Origin of the sequence: Spirosoma spitsbergense DSM 19989, assembly GCF_000374085.1 — a bacterium.
Lineage (GTDB): Bacteria > Bacteroidota > Bacteroidia > Cytophagales > Spirosomataceae > Spirosoma > Spirosoma spitsbergense.
On sequence record NZ_KB893549.1, the window covers coordinates 54,533 to 71,440 of the forward strand.

Consider the following 16,908-nt stretch of genomic DNA (forward strand, 5'->3'; position numbering starts at 1 on the left):
CCAAAAAGTTGGTCACTCGTTCATTTTTAACGCGTTTGGAGCAAGACAATGGCTGATCTGGACCCATACACAACTGTATTGACCGCTAAAACAGCCGCGCATCTGCTGCGCCGGGCAACGTTTGGTCCCACGCAGGCCGAAATCGCCAGCTTTACGGGCCTGACGGCGGCTCAGGCGGTGCAGCAGCTTATCAGCAACGCTGATTATTCCCCCCCACCCCCGGTCGATCTGGATCAGTACAGCCGCACGGCCGGGCAACCGTTTCTGGATAAACCATTCAACCACGCCCGAAATTTTGATCTGGGCCATTACCTGCGCTGCTGGTGGCTGGGGCTGATGACTGCGCAAACGGCTCCGCCCAGCCTGCTCGACAAGCTGACCCTGTTCTGGCAGAACCACTTCGTCGCGACCCGCGAAGGCGTGGGCGATTATCGGTTCATGAATCAGTATCTGCTCCTGCTGCGGAATAATGCGCTGGGTAATTTCCGAACGCTGGTGACGCAGATAACCAAAGATCCCGCCATGCTGCGCTACCTGAACGGGAACGAAAACGAGGTGGGCAAGCCCAACGAAAACTACGCCCGTGAGTTGCAGGAGCTGTTTACGGTGGGCGCCGTCGATTTAGCGGGGAATAAAAACTACACGGAAGATGACGTAAAAGCGGCCGCACGGGCCCTAACGGGCTGGCAGTATACGAACTATGAAGTGGATGGCTCTACCAGCTTTACCACCCTTTTCGCCGATGCCAAACACGACACGACCAACAAGGTTTTTTCGGCGCACTACAACAATACCGTCATCACCGGGCGGGCGCCTTCCCCGCCGGGTACTCCATCTGCCGGGGATCTGGAACTGGCCGACCTGATCACGATGGTGCTGGCGCATCCTCATTCACCCCGGTTCATTTGCCGGAAACTGTACCGCTGGTACGTGAATCCGAACGTGACCCAAACCATCGAAGATAATGTCATTATCCCGCTGGCCCAGTATTTCCTGGCCAATAACCACAACATTCAGCCGGTCATCGTCAAACTCCTGACGAGTCAGGTCTTTTTTAATGCGGCCAACATCGGAGCCATCGTCAAATCGCCCGTCGAACTGGCTGTGGGGTCGATGCGATTTTTCAATCAGGCTGTACCCGTGTTGCCCGCCGACTACGCGGCCTTTAAAACCTACTTCGACTTCGTGTTTTACCGGATGCAGGACATGCAGATGCCCATTCTGGATCAGTCGTCGGTGCAGGGGTACGAAGCCTACTACCAGACCGGCTATTCCAAAACCTGGATTAATACCACGACTATCGGTTTTCGGTACGACTACACCGATGCCTATGTGTACCGCTTTCTTCAGGTGCGGCCCGATTACCTGATGGGGATCGACGTGCTGGCCTGGGCCACCTCATTACAACCTAATTTTTCGGATGTGTCGGGTACCCTGGCCCTGTCGTGCGTGGAAGTGCTCAATGGATTTACCAAAAATCTGTTTGTGTATGACCTTTTTCCGACCCAGCAGGATTTTCTGATCGATACCATCATGATGGAAGGGCTTCCGCGTACTTCCTGGACGTTTCAGTGGAATGCCTACCGCCGGAACCCTACCGATCCCGGTAGCCGGTATGAGGTGTTATATCGGTTGCAGAATCTGATGAAATTCATGCTGCGGATGGCTGAATACCACGTTTTCTGACGGGTAGTCGGGTATGATTTTTGCCCGGTGTTTGCTGGTTTTATTATGTGTAGATCGGCTAAACGGTAAATACTGTGCGTTAGCCCGAATGAGTATAGACTTGTGTTGTCAATCTATAGTATATTGATCGAATGCCTTATCTGGACCCGTATATTGCCGTGTTGACGGCCAAAACAGCCGCACACCTGCTGCGCCGGGCTACGTTTGGTCCTACGCAGGCCGATATCACCAGTTTTACGGGTTTGACGGCTTCTCAGGCGGTGCAGCAACTCATCAGCAACGCCGATTATTCGCCCCCGCCCCCGGTCGATCTGGAGAGTACTCAGCCCACAGCGGGGCAAACCTATCTGGATAAACCATTCAACGGCGACCGAAACTTTGATTTTGGTCATTATCTGCGCTATTGGTGGCTGGGGCTGATGACCGCCCAAACGGCTCCGCCCAGCCTGCTCGACAAGCTGACCCTATTCTGGCAGAACCACTTCGTAACCACCCGCGAGGTGGTAGATGACTACCGGTTTGTTGCCCAGTATCTGTTTCTGCTGCGTACCAATGCGCTGGGTAATTTCCGAACGCTGGTGACGAAAATAACGAAGGAGCCTGCTATGCTGCGCTACCTGAACGGGAATGAGAACGAGGTGGGCAAGCCCAATGAAAACTACGCCCGCGAGTTGCAGGAACTGTTTACGGTGGGCGCCGTCGATTTTGCGGGGAATAAAAACTATACCGAGGATGATGTGAAAGCGGCCGCCCGTGTCCTGACGGGCTGGACATACACCAATTTCTGGGTGGTTGGTTCCACCAGCTTTACCACCACGTTTACGCTGTCTAAACACGACACGACTAACAAGTCGTTTTCGGCTTCTTACGGTAACACGGCCATAACGGGCCGATCCACTAACCCGTCGGCAACCGTTACGGCGGGTGATGCAGAACTGGATGATCTGGTCACGATGTTGCTGAACCACCCGCAAACGGCCCGCTTCATCTGCCGGAAGTTATACCGCTGGTATGTGAATCCGAACGTGACCCAAAGTATTGAAGATAACGTCATTATTCCGCTGGCTCAGTTTCTGGCGAGTACGGCTAATAACTGGGCCATTCAGCCGGTCATCGTAAAGCTACTGACGAGCCAGATTTTTTTCGACGATGCCAACCGGGCGGCCATTGTTAAATCGCCGGTTGACCTGGCTGTTGGCACGATGCGCTTCTTCAACCAGCCCGTTCCCGATATGAAGACCGATTATGCGGCTTTCAACACGTATTTCAGCTTTATTTTCTGGCGAATACGCGACATGCAGATGCCGCTGCTGGATCAGCCGTCGGTGTTTGGGTACGAACCTTTCTACCAGACCGGCTACTCGAAAATATGGATGAATACCACCACCATTGCGCTGCGGAGCGACTATACGGATGCCTACATCTGGCGGTGGCTAGAGGTTAAGCCGGGCTACAAAATGGGGATCGATCTGCTGGCCTGGGCTACGGCGTTACAGCCTAACTTTGCCGATGCGTCGGGCACACCGGCTATTTCCTGCGTGGATGTGCAAACTGCTTTTACCAAAAATCTATTTGCCACTGATCTGTTTCAATCGCAGCAGGATTTTCTGATAGACACGGTGATGATGCAGGGCATTCCCCGTTCCTCCTGGACGTTTGAGTGGAATGCGTACCGCTCGGCACCGACCAATACCAACAAGAAGAATGCGGTGACGTACCGGTTACAGAACCTAATGAAATTTATGCTGCGTATGGCCGAATACCACCTTTGTTAATGAGCGAAAGAGCGAAAGAATGAAAGAGCAATATGGCTCTTGAAATTTCGCTCTTTCACTCTTTCATTCTTTCGCTTTTTTCTATGAAACGGAGAGACTTTTTAACGGCGGCTTCGGCGAGTTTGCTACCCGTCATGCTCGATGGCTTCGGGCTGAAAGCCATGTCCCGCCAGTCGGCGCTGGTGCAGTCGCTGCTGAACACGACGGCCCTGGCCAGTGACCGGGTGCTGGTGATCGTTTACCTCAACGGGGGAAACGATGGGCTGAACACCGTTATTCCGCTCGACCAGTACGCCCTATACACGGGCCTCCGCAGCAACATTGCCATTCCGCAAAGTTCCGTACTGGGGCTGGATGGCAACCCCGCTACGGGCCTGCACCCCGCCATGACGGGGATGCGAAACCTGTATAATAGCGGAAAGCTTTCCATCGTCCATTCCGTGTCGTACCCCAACCCCGACCAGTCCCACTACCGGGCTACCGATATCTGGATGACGGCCGTCGATTCCACGCAGACGTCCGTTTCGGGTTGGGCTGGGCGTTACCTCGAAAACCGGTTTCCGGGTTACCCCACCGGCTATCCTAACGCGCAGATGGAAGACCCGCTGGCCATCCAGATCGGTTATCTGACCTCAACGGCCCTGCTGGGAAGTCAGCAGTCGATGGGGATTGCGCTGAATGACCCCGATAGTTTTTACCAGCTGGTCGGTTCGGGTGGCGCCACCTCTCCCGGCGATTTACCCTGCTGCGATGCCGGTGACCTGATCGCGTACATCCGTAAGCAACAGGCCTTATCGGTGGGGTATGCGGGGGAGATAAAGCGGGCCGCCGATGCGGGGCAGAATATGGCTACCTACCCGGCGGCAGCAGCAAAAAACTCCCTGGCCGATCAGTTGAAAATTGTGGCCCGGCTCATTCACGGAGGCTTAAAAACGAAAATATATTTCGTGTCCCTTAATGGCTTCGATACGCACTCTGGTCAGGTCGATACTACCGATGTGCGACTGGGTAGCCATGCTGATTTACTGGGTAAACTATCGACGGCTATCGAGACCTTCCAGCAGGATTTGACGCTACAGGGTATTGAAGACAAAGTGGTGGGCATGACTTTTTCGGAGTTTGGCCGACGGGCTAATTCCAACAACTCCAAGGGTACCGATCACGGCGTAGCGGCTCCCATGTTTGTGTTCGGTAGCAATGTAAAACACCGTACAATCGGCCAGAACCCCGATCTGGCTAACCTGACCGGACAGGCGGGGAGTAAAGAAATTACCATGCAGATTGATTTCCGGCGGGTGTACACCGACATCCTGAACGACTGGTTTGGCACCCAGCATACGACCACAAATGCGTTGCTCTTTCGCGAATTCCCGACGGTCTCCCTGTTTTCGGATACGGTAGAAACCGTAGCATCGGGCAACTGGCAGGATCGTAATGTGTGGACCGTGGGACGGGTGCCCTTCGCCAGTGAATACGTCAAAGTCAACGCGGGGCATACCCTTACGATAGACCGGTCGGTTTCGGTCAAGAATATCCGGCTGGAAGGCAAGCTTATGTACACCGGCCCGTACTCGATTCAGATGACTGGGTAGGGTGTAACCTAATCAGTTTTTTTTACCGGGTCAATTCTTTGAAGATAGTTTCCAGGGAGTTTTCCTGTTGCCGGAGCCCCACGAGGGTTAAATTCTGGTCGGCGGCAAGGCGGAAAATGGCGGCTCTCAAATCTGTGTTAGGGGTGGCTGTAATTCGATACTGCCCGGCACTGATTCGTTCCACCTGTTCTACCCCCGAAACAGCCATCAGCACGTCCGGGTTTGGGAGGTCATTCTCAAATTCGGCTACCACTACTACGCCCGCACCCGTCGAGGCATTTCGGAGTTGACTCAGCGGACCATCCGCCACAATATGGCCCCGGTTGATAATCACGACCCGGTCGCAGATGGCTTCCACCTCCTGCATGATGTGGGTGGAGAAAAGTACCGTCTTGTCGCGACCCGCTTCCCGGATCACCTGCCTGATTTCGGCCAGCTGGTTGGGGTCGAGACCCGTAGTTGGTTCATCCAGAATCAGTACGGGCGGGTTATGCAGCAGGGCCTGCGCCAGCCCTACCCGCTGACGGTACCCTTTGGAGAGCTGCCCGATGCGCTTATGCTGTTCCAGCCCCAGCCCAACCCGGTCAATCATATCCGCTATCCGCCGACTCAGTTCCGCGCCACGCAGTCCGTGCAGCGAGCCTGCAAAGCGGAGGTATTCTTTTACGTACAAATCCAGGTACAGCGGATTGTGCTCCGGCAGGTAGCCAACGCTCCGGCGCACGTCCATGGAATGTGTACGCACATCGAACCCGTTTACTTCCACCGTGCCGTCGGTCGGTTGCAGGTAGCCCGTCGCAATTTTCATCGTCGTGGATTTGCCCGCTCCGTTGGGTCCGAGGAAACCAACAATTTCACCCGGCTGCACCGTCAAGGATATCTGATCGACAGCCCGTTGCTGTTTATATTCTTTTGTAAGATTCTGAACCTGGATAGACATTTTGGGAAGTATGTATTGACCGATAACGTAAAATTTGCCCTTTTTGCATAGACTGTCCGCAAAGCTAACAGACAAAAAGCCGGAAAGAATAGCTATTTTTAGCCGTTTAACCCCAGCAAACGTTGGTTTTTTGCCATTTTACTATGTCCCTATTTCGTAAAAAGACCGTAACCCAAATACTGAGTGATGCCGAAACTGGTGAATCGGGCAAGCTGGTCAAGACACTGGGTGTCCGTGATTTAACCTCGTTTGGTATTGCGGCTATTATTGGTGCCGGTATATTCAGTACCATCGGTATTGCCAGTTATAATGGCGGTCCGGCGGTATCGCTGCTGTTCGTGTTTACGGCGATTGCCTGCGTGTTTACGGCCCTGAGCTATGCACAGTTTGCCAGTACCGTGCCTGTGAGCGGCAGTGCCTATACCTATGCCTACGTGGCGTTCGGCGAAATTTTTGCCTGGGTCATCGGCTGGGCACTCATTCTGGAATATGCCGTTAGCAACATGGTGGTCGCCATCTCGTGGTCGGAGTATTTTACGTCGATGTTGAGTGGGTTCGGGATCATATTCCCTAAATACTTTGCCACCGACTACGGTTCGGCATCCCGCGCCTTCGATGTAGTGGAGCAGACCCGGCAGGCAGGTACGGCCCTGAGCACGTTGCCCGAGAGTACCCGGATACTGGCCGACGCGTACGCGAATGCCCCGATGCTGGGCGACCTTAAACTGATTGCCAATCTGCCCGCTGGTGCCATAACCGTATTGATAACGGCACTGGTGTATATCGGTATCAAAGAATCACGCACGGCGAGCAACATTCTGGTGGTGCTTAAACTGGCCGTCATTGGGCTGGTCATTGGCGTAGGGGCCTTTTACGTGAAGCCTGCCAACTGGTCGCCGTTTGCACCGAACGGGGTATCCGGCGTTTTGAGTGGGGTAGCCTCGGTCTTTTTTGCCTTTATCGGGTTCGACTCGATCTCGACAACCGCCGAAGAATGTAAAAACCCTCAGCGCGACCTGCCCCGTGCCATGCTGTACTGTCTGGCCATTTGCACCGTGCTGTACGTGCTGATTACGCTCGTTCTGACCGGCATGGTTAGTTACAAAGAACTGAATGTCAGTGACCCGCTTGCCTACGTGTTTACGAAAATAAACCTGGACTTTGTGGCGGGTGTAATCTCGGTGAGCGCCGTAGTAGCGATTACGAGTGCGCTGCTGGTCTATCAACTGGGGCAGCCGCGCATCTGGATGACGATGAGCCGCGACGGGCTGTTGTGGAAACGGTTTTCCCGGATTCACCCCACCTACAAGACGCCTTCCTTCGCGACGATTGTAACGGGTTTTCTGGTAGCTATTCCATCTCTGTTTATGGATCTGAACTTCTTTGTGGACCTGACCAGTGTAGGGACATTCTTCGCGTTCATCCTCGTTTGCGGGGGGATTTTGTTTCTGGATGCCAAAGGGTTGACGGCCCAGTCGAAGTTTAAGGTGCCCTATATCAACGGTAAGTACATTATTGGCCTGGTGCTGCTGGGGGTATCGGCCTACGCCCTAACAACGGGCAACCTGATGCAGACGCTGGAAAGTAAACCACTCCTGTTTGTATTCTGGGGTGTGTGGCTGATACTGGCCGTGCAGGGTTTCCGGTACAACTTTTCGCTGCTGCCGGTTATTGGTGTGCTGACCAATCTATACCTGATGACGGAACTGGGCGCCAGCAACTGGCTGATTTTCGTTATCTGGCTGGTGATTGGACTGGCTATTTACTTCTCATACGGCTTTCGAAAGAGTAAACTGGCCGGGCAGTAACTTTTATACAGATTTGATAGCCTGTTAATGCTGATGATATGGAAGCAACCATAATGGAGACCGCTCGTTCGCTCTGGGTTATATACCAGCAAATGCCTGCTGCCGTCAAGGAAGAGTTCAGGAAATTGCTGGAGCATGAAGAAGAGGATACAACGGGTTGGATGCGACTAACCGAAGAAGCCCTTCGGGATGATTGGGAGGCTCCTGAAAACGACGTATGGGACGAGTTTTATGCCAAGCAACACCCTACAAACTGATCTTATTCAGGGAAACATTGTCTGGGCACATTATCCGCTTACCGATAAAACTGACAAAGCTAAACGAAGACCTGTATTGATTATAAGCAACAGCTATTCTAGTGACCTGGATAACGACTACATTGTTCTGCCCATAACCAAGGCGGTTCGCTCGGAATCATTTTCGATTATTATTGATCCTGACGAAGTGGAAGGAGACTTGCCCGTTAGAAGCGAACTTCAATGTAACAAACCATTTACTTTACGAAGCAATCTGATTGCAGAAACTATTGGTTTATTAGACCAAAATCAACTTGAGCAGGCGGTCAACGTATGAACGAGGCTGCGAAGATCGTAGCTAAACTACAGTAGGCGTCAATTGAGGCAGGTGATGTTTTTGTCTTACCTCCCGAAAAACATGATGTGCTGTTGCGGGAGCCGGTCGTCGTTTTTCAGGAGTTTAAGCCCCACAGCTTTCATCTCTTTGGTTGCCTGGGCTACACTTAGTTTGTGAAGTTCTTTGATGGGTACGTTCGGATCTTCGGCGCGGTACTCGACCAGCACGATCCGTCCGCCCGGTTTAAGAGCGGCCACCAGATGCTGTATCATTTCGCGGGGGTACGAAAACTCGTGGTACGCATCAATCATAATCGCCATATCGATGCTCTTGGCATCCAGCTTCGGGTCCGATTCAGTGCTGAGGATGGGGGTTACGTTGGGCATCTTCCGTTTTGCTTTTCCCTGGTTCAGGTACGTAATCATTTCGGGCTGGATATCCACGGCCAGGACTTTCCCCTGCGGTAGTTTCGGCGCTATCTGAAACGTAAGAAAGCCGGTTCCGGCACCAATATCCGCTACTACATCGGTGGGTTTGAGGGAAAGGGCTTTCAGCAGTAAATCGGTGCGTTCCTCCTGTTCCCGCTCGGGGCGTTCGAGCCACGACGCGCCGAGGTGACCCATCACATGCGCTATTTCGCGGCCCATGTACCGCTTGCCAATGCCATCCCGACTGGCATCCCTGAATTCGTACACCGACGATGAATCGGTTGTTTGGGTGGTGGCAGGTGCCTGTTGCGAAGCCCCCCGGCAGGAGATAAAGAGTAATGTGATGAGCAGTAATAGGATACGAGGCATGACGATTGGGTTTGTATTCAGTATAAACCATCGTGACCCGAAACAGTTGTCTAAAAGAACCAATTACACCCTGTTTATGAATCTCATCCTACACGTATTACTCGATGCGGCCGTCATTTTTGGTTTGGCGTATTTCCTGCCCCAGATTGACGTTAAAAGCTTTGGAACGGCTATTGTTATCGCGCTGGTGCTTGGCCTGCTCAACTTTCTGGTTGGCTGGCTCATTCGCTTTCCGCTCAATCTGGTCACTTTCTTTCTGTTGACAGGACTTGTCCGTATTGTCGTTACGGCATTGCTGCTGAAGCTGATTGACCAGTTTATGGATAGCTTCACCATCGTTGGCTTCTGGCCCGCCCTGGTTATCGCGGTCTCCGTCGCCATTGCCGGTATGCTCATCGACCGGTCGGCCCCCACGCCCGAAATGGTCGAATCGGGTTACGAAGCGAGTATGCCTGTCTTTCTACGGGTAGTATAACCAGGTACGTCATAAATGCAAAAGCCGCATCAGCAATGATGCGGCTTTTGCATTTATCTATCAGTATGGTTTAGTCGCTCCGGCGACCGCCCATCAGGATACTGGCGTAATACAGTAAGGTGGCCAGGGAGCCAAGGGCGGCTACGACGTAGGTCATGGCAGCCCACCAGAGGGCATCTTTGGCAAACCCGTATTCGCGCTCATTCACGACGTTATTCGTCTGAATCCAGGCCAGTGCCCGACGACTGGCGTCGAACTCAACAGGCAGGGTGATAAACGAAAACAGGGTGGTCAGCGCAAACAGGCCAACGCCAATGGCCAACGGGATGGGCGTCGTCTGCAACAGCAGGATACCACCTAGCAGTATCCACTGCATATAGCGGGATGAAAACGATAGCGCCGGTACCATAGCCGAGCGTAATTTCAGCGGAGCGTAAGCTACCTTATGTTGTACCGCATGGCCACACTCGTGGGAGGCTACCGCAGCGGCTGCTACACTGCGTCCGTAGTAGACATCGGCACTGAGGTTTACTGTTTTTTCTTCCGGGTTGTAGTGGTCCGTGAGCATACCCTCTACCGACACGACCCGGACATCATAAATGCCATTCTGGTTGAGCATCATCTTGGCTATTTCGGCACCACTCATTCCATTACTCAGACCAACCTGAGCGTATTCATTAAACTTACTCCGCAGGCGCCAGCTCACAAAAGCACTGGCCCCGAAGATGAGAATCATTATTAACCAAATCATCGTTTGTTAGTCAGGTTTATGGTTCGATTTGACGGCCATCATTAAGGGGCCGTCAAAAGTAAAACAACAGTTTAGTCGAAAAAGTATCCCGGCAAGGTCACCATTTATCAAGACCGGGCACCATTTAAACAGACAAGTCAGTAACTCTGTTTGATTCGCTCGATGAGTTTGGTTGTCGAATAACCCGGCACCAGCGCAATCGTTTCAACGCGTCCCCCCCGACCCAGCACAAAATCGGCCCCGACGATGGTGGCTACGGTATAATCGTCTCCCTTCACCAGTATATCGGGCCGAATGGCCTCAATGAGTTCGAGCGGAGTGGACTCGCCAAAGAACGTAACCACATCCACAAACGCAAGGGCGGCTATCAGTCGGGCGCGGGCGTACTCGTTCACGACGGGGCGATTGGGACCTTTGAGACAACTAACCGAGGCATCGGTATTCAGACCCAGAATCAGGCGGTCGCCCAGGTTACGGGCTTTTTCGAGGTAGTCGATGTGGCCCAGATGAACGATGTCGAAGCAACCATTGGTAAAAACCAGTTGCTGCCCCTCGTTTCGCCATTGATTTGCCTGATAAACAGCCTGCTGACGAGTGAGAATTTTAGATTCGGTCATACGGGTAATTACTGTTCTATCCGGATGGCTCTTGGGTCGTCGAGTACATCGGGCAGGTCAGTCTTTTTGTTGCGTCGAAAGAGAACGTATAACAGCGAGGAAACGCCCAGAATGATAATCATCAGGGTCGAAACGCCGTGAATAAACGTGGCCAGTATCTGCCCATCCTGACTGGTTAGTCCGTACAGAATGGCTACCTGTCCTACCAGCAGGTGAAACGAACCGATTCCCCCCGGCGTGGGTGCCGCCATACCCAGCGAACCTACCACCAGAATCGTCAGTCCGGCCAATGCCCCCAGGTTAGCCGTGGCAGGCATGGCAAAAAACAGGCAGTAAGACATCAGGTAATACATGCCCCAGATGAGTAGGGTGTGGAAAACGAACATTCCGGGTTTCCGTATCTTTCGGACACTGAGTAATCCTTGCAGCAGCCCTTTTGTAAAGCCGCTTATCTTCTGATAGAGTGGATGCCGACCGAGTGCTTCCCGGTACCGGTTGAACAAAAACCAACCCAGCAACGCCAGCCCCAGCAGTACGGCCCCGACCAGTAATAACAACCCCGACCCACTGGAGCCTTTGGGGAGTTTGCCGCCCAGAAACTCCATGAAAAACTGGCTCAGGCGGTCAAATTCCAGAATAAATGTAGCCCCCAGCAGGAGTATCAGCATCAGCAGATCGAACAGGCGTTCGGCTACCACGGTGCCAAAACTCACGTTGACCGGAACACCGGCCACCCGGTACAGCGTACCGCACCGCGCCACTTCGCCCGCGCGGGGCAGGGCCAGATTCGCCAGGTAACCCGTTAGTACACTGGCCGTAGTGTCGAGTGAGTTGGGCCGCTGCGGTACAACCGGCTCCAGCAGAATACGCCACCGTTCGGCCCGGCTCCAGTGGGCCACAATCGTAAACAGGCACGAAAGCAACACCCATCGGTAATCGGCTGCGCTGATTTTTTTCCATAAATCGGCTGCGTCGAGGTGGCTTTGCTGGAAGGTGAACCATAAAAGTCCACCGGCAATGGCCAGAGAGATGAGGTACTTAAGAATATTTTTGAGATTCATAGACTCGGAAGGCGGTCAGAAAGCCGCGTGTAGAAAACTAATTGTTGGACTTCAAAGCCATACTTCATACCCTAATGTCGATGCAAAGTAACGGAGTTTCCCTTAAACACGGAGTACCGTTCCGTTAAAAATGGCGTTACGGGTGTCGAATAGTCCTGGTCAGGTCTTTTTTATGAAATGTCAATTTGTTAGTCAACCGGGAGCGGCAGGGAGGTTTCCGACAAGCGGGCTGAACAAATCGCCCGTTGTTACTCACATGGTGGCTAGTGCCGCCTGCTTGTGCGGTTCGCGGAGTTGTTGGTTCGTAGCCGTAAAATACCGGTGGTTACTCAAAAAAGAACGCTGGATAGTGTGCCACTGGCTGAGGTCGGGCAGGCGGTCGTACGCGCACCATTCCGAGAGGAGTGTTTCGCTGATGGCTGCGTAATCATCACGGCCCAGGTAATCCAGATCCGCATCGCACAGAATGGCTTCCAGCAACGTGGTGGGCGTTTGCGGCAGGCGCGTTGCCCGGATCAGCTGGCAAACCAGCGTAATCTGGGCGGTGCTGTACCCAAAATCAGGCAGTACCTCCATGGCCAGCTTGCAGCTTTCTTCTTCGTGCTCTGCATACGCCCGCAAAAAACCGGCATCGTGGTAGTAGGCCGCTGTCTGGAGCAAATCCAGTAACTCCGGGTCCGTAATTCCCTCGGCCCGGGCAATCCGGCTGGCCTGCTGCGCTACGTCGTGGGTATGCTGGATGCTATGGTAGGTGAGTTCAGGCGATAAATTCCTCGTCAGCTCATTCGCAATGTATTGACAGGCAAGTTGAGTCTGCATCATAAGTCATGCTTGAAGAGCCGCCAGTTTGTCGGGGCTGAGTTGCTGAAGTACCGTACTGGCATGCTCGTAGCCTTTGGCCACAATGTGGTCGTACGAGGCCCAGCTCATCATCCCATAACGGCTGACATCGGGGTTAAAGTACAGGTCGGTGTAGCGAATATTTTCGTTACGCCGGGCGCTGCTGTAGAGCAGGGTTGAATTAAGCATGATGGAGATCAGCGAGGGCAGGCGGTACTTTTTAAGCCCTCTGGGTCGGAAACGGTCGCGCAGCAGCGCTGCCGGGCTGGGTATCTGGTCCAGGTTCAGCTTGCGGGGCTTATCGATGTTCAGGTCCACCCCAATTACCTTTCCTACCCCCGAGCGGCTCATCACATCGGCCGGGAAATTGTTAAAGGTTCCGCCGTCAACCAGCAGGTCATCGCCTTCCACCACCGGCGGAAACACACCCGGAATAGCCGCGGTGGCCAGCAGGTACTTGAGCAGCGACCCACGGGTGTGAATTTCTTCGCGGGCCTGTGTGTAGTTACTCGACACCGTAAAGAATGTAAGCCAGCTGTCTTCAATGCCCGTATCGGGCTGGCCGGTAAAATCGCTGATGCAGTTCTGGAGCATCTGCCGGATGCGCCGACCGCGAATCAGGGAAATAAAGGGCAGCAGGTTATAATCTTTTGTCGGGTTGAAATGGGCGGCTTTCCGCAAGTGTTGGGTTACCGTATCAACGGATTCATCGAAGGAGAAAGAGGCTGCCACCAGCCCGCCCACGCTGGTTCCGCCAACCACATCAATAGGAATACCCTGCTCCTGCAAAGCCCTTAGTACGCCAATGTGGGCAAACCCTTTGGCACCGCCCCCAGCCAGAACAAACCCTACGGCCGTACCGCTCAGAATTCGGGCCAGGCGGGCCATATCCCGATCCAGGCCCGTGCGGATGTGGTAGTGATTTTTTATCGTGGGCCGAAGGGCCAGCCAGCGCGCCGTGTTACGCGGGTGATCGGTATGGGCGGGGTGCCGCAAAATAAGGGTCTGCGGGGCACCGGTCTGGAAGGTATTTGTCAGGTACTGCTGCTCTACAGCCGTCAGGTCGGGCCCCTGTTCGGCATCGGCCCGCTGCGTTACGCTATCGGTATTAGAGGGCATGGCGGGGAACTGAAGGCAGAATCCGGCGCAGGCGAAGGAGCCGTCTTTGCCAGTACGCTACCGAGTTGATCCAGCGGAGCATTTTATAACCATTTCGCGTAAAAGGCCAGGATATCGGCGCGCATGGCTTCCGTTTCCTGGTGGCCAACGTCATAAATTTTCAGCTGCCAGGCATCGGGCGCGGCATCCTGCCGGTAAACGGCTTTCAGGTTTTTATCAATTTTTTCCAGGCCGGGCAGGGGTGTCAGCGGGTCGAGCCGACCGGCCAGGGCGAAGTGGGGCCGTGGTGAAATCAGGGCGTTTATGTCGGAGGTGGTAAAATGCGTCAGCAAGTCCGGTACGTAGTAATATACGCCGTGCAGACCCAGCCCTTTTGCCTTGATCAGTTCCTGGTAATCCGTCAGGCAGCATAAATCGACGCATACCCTGATGCGCTCGTCCAAAGCCGCCAGCCACCACGCCATCGTACTTCCCATCGACATACCCATCGTAGCGATACGCTGCGTGTCTACGTCGGATCGGGTTTCCAGGTAGTCCAGTGCCCGCAGGTTGTCATATACCATCATCCCCCACAGTACCTGCCCGTTCCAGAGCATCTCTTTGAATGTGTCCACTTCCTTGCGGGCCTGCCGCTCCCCGAAACACCAGCTATCCAGGCATAACCCGGCATACCCCGCCCGTGCCAGCGCCAGGGCATAGGGAGGTTTCTGCATTTCTTTTCGGCCCTGGACAAACTCTTCTTTACCTACCTCATACTGACCAAAATGCGAGTGGTTGAACAGAACGACGGGTAGTTTGCCGGTATGGTGTTTGGGCCGGGTAAAATAAGCGGGTACCTTCTCCAGCCCGTTTATATCCATCAGGAGCTTTTCAGTAATCAGTTCGTCGGTTTCCTGCGTGGAAACGACAACCACGTTTATGGGTCGGTGCCGGTCGGGGAGCTTACCCAGCAGGGTATATAACGCTTTGCGCTGCTTATCTTTTTTCATGTTGGACGCTGGAACAAGGCTGGTTTTTACCCTATCGACAGTTGGTGAAGGAGCCGGGGGGAAGGCAGTCCCAACGGGTAAAGACAGCAGGGTGATAAGAGAAACAAACAGGCCTGATAGCCACCACTTGTGAACCATACTGATTTACGGTTTAACCGACGGAAGTGATTAGGTAAATGGCCTGAAGTACTTTCCTATACAGATCTGGCCAATTACGTATAAACTGTTAATACTATGAAAACTACCCGTCGTCATTTTTTGCAAAATTCTGCCTTAGCGGCCACCGGAGCCGGACTCGTTAGCCTGCCCACCCTGGAGGCCGTTGCCAGCCAGCGGAAGAAAACATCCGCCAACGATAAACTTCAGATTGGCCTGATTGGCGCTAATGGAATGGGCTGGTCGGACCTGCGCTCCCATCTGTTGATGAGCGATGTGGAGTGCGTAGCCCTGGCCGACGTGGACCAGAACGTACTGGACAAACGAGCGGCCGATGTGCAGACCATGCAGCAGAATAAACCCCAGTTGTTTAAAGACTACCGGAAGCTGCTGGAAAACAAAGACATTGATGCGGTCATCATCGGCACGCCGGACCACTGGCACTGTATGGCCATGATCGATGCCGTATCGGCGGGCAAGCACGTCTACGTTGAAAAGCCGCTGGCCAACAGCATTGAGGAGTGCAACCTGATGCTGGCAGCCGCCAAAAAATACAACAAAATTGTGCAGGTAGGCCAGTGGCAGCGCAGTGGTTCGCACTATGAAAAAGCCATCGAGTACATCCGATCGGGTAAGCTGGGCAATATTCGTCTGGTGAAAGTATGGGCCTATCAGGGTTGGATGAACCCCGTTCCCGTGCGGCCCGATAGTGCACCACCGGCGGGGGTCGACTACAGTATGTGGCTGGGACCGGCCCCCAAACGGCCGTTCAACCCCAACCGGTTTCACTTTAATTTCCGCTGGTTCTGGGATTATGCCGGTGGACTGATGACGGACTGGGGCGTTCACGAAATCGACATCGCCCTCTATGCCATGAATGCCAAAGCGCCTAAATCCGTAATGGCCTCGGGGGGCAAACTGGCCTACCCGGATGATGCCTCCGAAACCCCCGACACCCTGCAGGCCGTGTATGAATACGACGGCTTTAACATGCTGTGGGAACACGCCACGGGTATCGACGGCGGCAACTACGGCCGTACGGAAGGGATTGCCTTCATTGGCAACAATGCCACCCTGGTGCTGAACCGGGATGGCTGGTCGCTGGTACCGGAAACCGAAACGAAAAATGGCATTAAGGTCTACAAAGTTGAAAACATACCCAACCAGCCCCGCAACGGCGATTACCTGAACGAGCACACAAAGAATTTTGTCCAGGCCATCAGAGCAAATGATCCCAGCCTGCTGAAATGTGGCATTGAAACGGGAAGCATTGCCGCCATCAACGCCCATATGGGTAACATTGCGTACAAAACGGGCCGAAAAGTATATTGGGACCCAGCCACGAAGGGCTTCAAAGATGATGCACAGGCGAATGCCTTGCTGAATGCACACTACCATAATGGCTGGAAGTTACCGGTTGTTTAAGGTTATTTTTTGGCTGTCTGTTCTGATTCGGTAAGCCCTTTTTTTAAGAAAAGAGTTGGTACTCTGACAATTCTTGTGGTTAACTTGGTCTATGCAGGAAACCGACTTCTACCAACAGCTTTTAGCCTTGCCTGATTTGCAGGTGCAGCGGGTCGAATATACACCGACTCGAATTACACTATTTTGCCAACTCCAAACCAACAGCCAGGCCTGCCCTTCCTGTCTCAAGCAAACCACCCAACTCAATCAGTACTTAACCAGGCAAGTGCGCGATCTAGATATGTCGGGCCGCCAAGTCTGGTTG

At 53.5% G+C, this 16,908-nt stretch carries 17 protein-coding genes; 9 read left to right on the plus strand and 8 right to left on the minus strand.

All coding sequences use genetic code 11. The features are described 5' to 3' along the window. Window positions 1-48: 48 nt before the first annotated feature. The 3 genes from B157_RS0117140 to B157_RS0117150 all read left to right on the plus strand — a co-directional run bounded on the left by B157_RS0117140 (window position 49) and on the right by B157_RS0117150 (window position 5,053). Window positions 49-1,686 (plus strand): DUF1800 domain-containing protein, encoded by a 1,638-nt coding sequence (locus B157_RS0117140; RefSeq protein ID WP_020604539.1) that lies wholly within the window; start codon window positions 49-51, stop codon window positions 1,684-1,686. A gap of 131 nt (window positions 1,687-1,817) precedes the next feature. Then, window positions 1,818-3,461 (plus strand): DUF1800 domain-containing protein, encoded by a 1,644-nt coding sequence (locus tag B157_RS0117145; protein ID WP_020604540.1) that lies wholly within the window; start codon window positions 1,818-1,820, stop codon window positions 3,459-3,461. A gap of 83 nt (window positions 3,462-3,544) precedes the next feature. After that, window positions 3,545-5,053 carry a DUF1501 domain-containing protein gene (locus B157_RS0117150; RefSeq protein WP_026308763.1) on the plus strand — a complete coding sequence of 503 codons (1,509 nt, stop codon included), beginning with the start codon at window positions 3,545-3,547 and terminating at the stop codon, window positions 5,051-5,053. Window positions 5,054-5,075: 22 nt separating this feature from the next. On the opposite strand, the gene gldA is transcribed toward B157_RS0117150, so the two are convergent. After that, window positions 5,076-5,993: a gliding motility-associated ABC transporter ATP-binding subunit GldA gene (gene gldA, locus B157_RS0117155; RefSeq protein WP_020604542.1), complete on the minus strand. Its 918-nt coding sequence runs from the start codon at window positions 5,991-5,993 to the stop codon at window positions 5,076-5,078. A gap of 143 nt (window positions 5,994-6,136) precedes the next feature. Here gldA and B157_RS0117160 point away from each other — a divergent pair, with 143 nt between their 5' ends. Genes B157_RS0117160 through B157_RS0117170 form a run of 3 tightly spaced genes read left to right on the plus strand, consistent with a single transcriptional unit; the run spans window position 6,137 to window position 8,374 of the window. After that, complete coding sequence (locus tag B157_RS0117160; protein WP_020604543.1) at window positions 6,137-7,801, plus strand: amino acid permease; 1,665 nt, start codon at window positions 6,137-6,139, stop codon at window positions 7,799-7,801. A gap of 38 nt (window positions 7,802-7,839) precedes the next feature. Beyond that, the gene (locus B157_RS0117165; RefSeq protein WP_020604544.1) at window positions 7,840-8,058 is read left to right on the plus strand and encodes a hypothetical protein; all 219 of its coding nucleotides are present in this window, start codon (window positions 7,840-7,842) and stop codon (window positions 8,056-8,058) included. After that, window positions 8,033-8,374: a type II toxin-antitoxin system PemK/MazF family toxin gene (locus tag B157_RS0117170; protein WP_020604545.1), complete on the plus strand. Its 342-nt coding sequence runs from the start codon at window positions 8,033-8,035 to the stop codon at window positions 8,372-8,374. Before B157_RS0117165 ends, B157_RS0117170 begins: the two co-directional genes overlap by 26 nt. Window positions 8,375-8,439: 65 nt before the next feature. On the opposite strand, the gene B157_RS0117175 is transcribed toward B157_RS0117170, so the two are convergent. Then, window positions 8,440-9,171, minus strand: coding sequence for a class I SAM-dependent methyltransferase (locus B157_RS0117175; protein WP_020604546.1), 732 nt, complete (start codon window positions 9,169-9,171; stop codon window positions 8,440-8,442). Between the two features lie 76 nt (window positions 9,172-9,247). Here B157_RS0117175 and B157_RS0117180 point away from each other — a divergent pair, with 76 nt between their 5' ends. Then, a complete protein-coding gene (locus tag B157_RS0117180; protein WP_026308765.1) occupies window positions 9,248-9,646 on the plus strand; it encodes a phage holin family protein in 399 nt (132 codons plus the stop codon). A gap of 70 nt (window positions 9,647-9,716) precedes the next feature. On the opposite strand, the gene B157_RS0117185 is transcribed toward B157_RS0117180, so the two are convergent. The 6 genes from B157_RS0117185 to B157_RS0117210 all read right to left on the minus strand — a co-directional run bounded on the left by B157_RS0117185 (window position 9,717) and on the right by B157_RS0117210 (window position 15,161). Next, window positions 9,717-10,382, minus strand: a complete 666-nt coding sequence (locus tag B157_RS0117185) for a zinc metallopeptidase (RefSeq protein ID WP_020604548.1) — start codon at window positions 10,380-10,382, stop codon at window positions 9,717-9,719. A 152-nt stretch (window positions 10,383-10,534) separates the two neighbouring features. Next, a complete protein-coding gene (rfaE2, locus tag B157_RS0117190) occupies window positions 10,535-11,014 on the minus strand; it encodes a D-glycero-beta-D-manno-heptose 1-phosphate adenylyltransferase (protein ID WP_020604549.1) in 480 nt (159 codons plus the stop codon). A gap of 8 nt (window positions 11,015-11,022) precedes the next feature. Further along, on the minus strand, window positions 11,023-12,075 hold the full coding sequence (locus tag B157_RS0117195; RefSeq protein WP_020604550.1) for a lysylphosphatidylglycerol synthase transmembrane domain-containing protein: 1,053 nt from the start codon (window positions 12,073-12,075) through the stop codon (window positions 11,023-11,025). A gap of 252 nt (window positions 12,076-12,327) precedes the next feature. After that, entirely contained in the window at window positions 12,328-12,897 is a 570-nt protein-coding gene (locus B157_RS0117200; RefSeq protein ID WP_020604551.1) for an HD domain-containing protein, read from the minus strand. Window positions 12,898-12,900: 3 nt separating this feature from the next. Further along, window positions 12,901-14,034, minus strand: coding sequence for a patatin-like phospholipase family protein (locus B157_RS35525; protein WP_020604552.1), 1,134 nt, complete (start codon window positions 14,032-14,034; stop codon window positions 12,901-12,903). Between the two features lie 83 nt (window positions 14,035-14,117). Continuing rightward, window positions 14,118-15,161, minus strand: a complete 1,044-nt coding sequence (locus B157_RS0117210) for a dienelactone hydrolase family protein (RefSeq protein WP_084761829.1) — start codon at window positions 15,159-15,161, stop codon at window positions 14,118-14,120. 96 nt (window positions 15,162-15,257) lie between these two features. On the opposite strand from B157_RS0117210, the gene B157_RS0117215 reads away from it, so the two are divergent. Both B157_RS0117215 and B157_RS38315 read left to right on the plus strand, forming a co-directional pair. Continuing rightward, a complete protein-coding gene (locus B157_RS0117215; protein ID WP_020604554.1) occupies window positions 15,258-16,604 on the plus strand; it encodes a Gfo/Idh/MocA family protein in 1,347 nt (448 codons plus the stop codon). 91 nt (window positions 16,605-16,695) lie between these two features. Continuing rightward, window positions 16,696-16,908, plus strand: a 213-nt coding sequence (locus B157_RS38315; protein WP_157618477.1) for a transposase family protein, incomplete at its 3' end; no start/stop codon positions are given.

Coding starts and splice junctions, on each gene's coding strand:
- B157_RS0117140 (WP_020604539.1), top strand. CDS start 49: ATGGCTGATCTGGACCCATACACAACTGTATTGACCGCTAAAACAGCC.
- B157_RS0117145 (WP_020604540.1), top strand. CDS start 1,818: ATGCCTTATCTGGACCCGTATATTGCCGTGTTGACGGCCAAAACAGCC.
- B157_RS0117150 (WP_026308763.1), top strand. CDS start 3,545: ATGAAACGGAGAGACTTTTTAACGGCGGCTTCGGCGAGTTTGCTACCC.
- gldA (WP_020604542.1), bottom strand. CDS start 5,993: ATGTCTATCCAGGTTCAGAATCTTACAAAAGAATATAAACAGCAACGG.
- B157_RS0117160 (WP_020604543.1), top strand. CDS start 6,137: ATGTCCCTATTTCGTAAAAAGACCGTAACCCAAATACTGAGTGATGCC.
- B157_RS0117165 (WP_020604544.1), top strand. CDS start 7,840: ATGGAAGCAACCATAATGGAGACCGCTCGTTCGCTCTGGGTTATATAC.
- B157_RS0117170 (WP_020604545.1), top strand. CDS start 8,033: ATGCCAAGCAACACCCTACAAACTGATCTTATTCAGGGAAACATTGTC.
- B157_RS0117175 (WP_020604546.1), bottom strand. CDS start 9,171: ATGCCTCGTATCCTATTACTGCTCATCACATTACTCTTTATCTCCTGC.
- B157_RS0117180 (WP_026308765.1), top strand. CDS start 9,248: ATGAATCTCATCCTACACGTATTACTCGATGCGGCCGTCATTTTTGGT.
- B157_RS0117185 (WP_020604548.1), bottom strand. CDS start 10,382: ATGATTCTCATCTTCGGGGCCAGTGCTTTTGTGAGCTGGCGCCTGCGG.
- rfaE2 (WP_020604549.1), bottom strand. CDS start 11,014: ATGACCGAATCTAAAATTCTCACTCGTCAGCAGGCTGTTTATCAGGCA.
- B157_RS0117195 (WP_020604550.1), bottom strand. CDS start 12,075: ATGAATCTCAAAAATATTCTTAAGTACCTCATCTCTCTGGCCATTGCC.
- B157_RS0117200 (WP_020604551.1), bottom strand. CDS start 12,897: ATGATGCAGACTCAACTTGCCTGTCAATACATTGCGAATGAGCTGACG.
- B157_RS35525 (WP_020604552.1), bottom strand. CDS start 14,034: ATGCCCTCTAATACCGATAGCGTAACGCAGCGGGCCGATGCCGAACAG.
- B157_RS0117210 (WP_084761829.1), bottom strand. CDS start 15,161: ATGGTTCACAAGTGGTGGCTATCAGGCCTGTTTGTTTCTCTTATCACC.
- B157_RS0117215 (WP_020604554.1), top strand. CDS start 15,258: ATGAAAACTACCCGTCGTCATTTTTTGCAAAATTCTGCCTTAGCGGCC.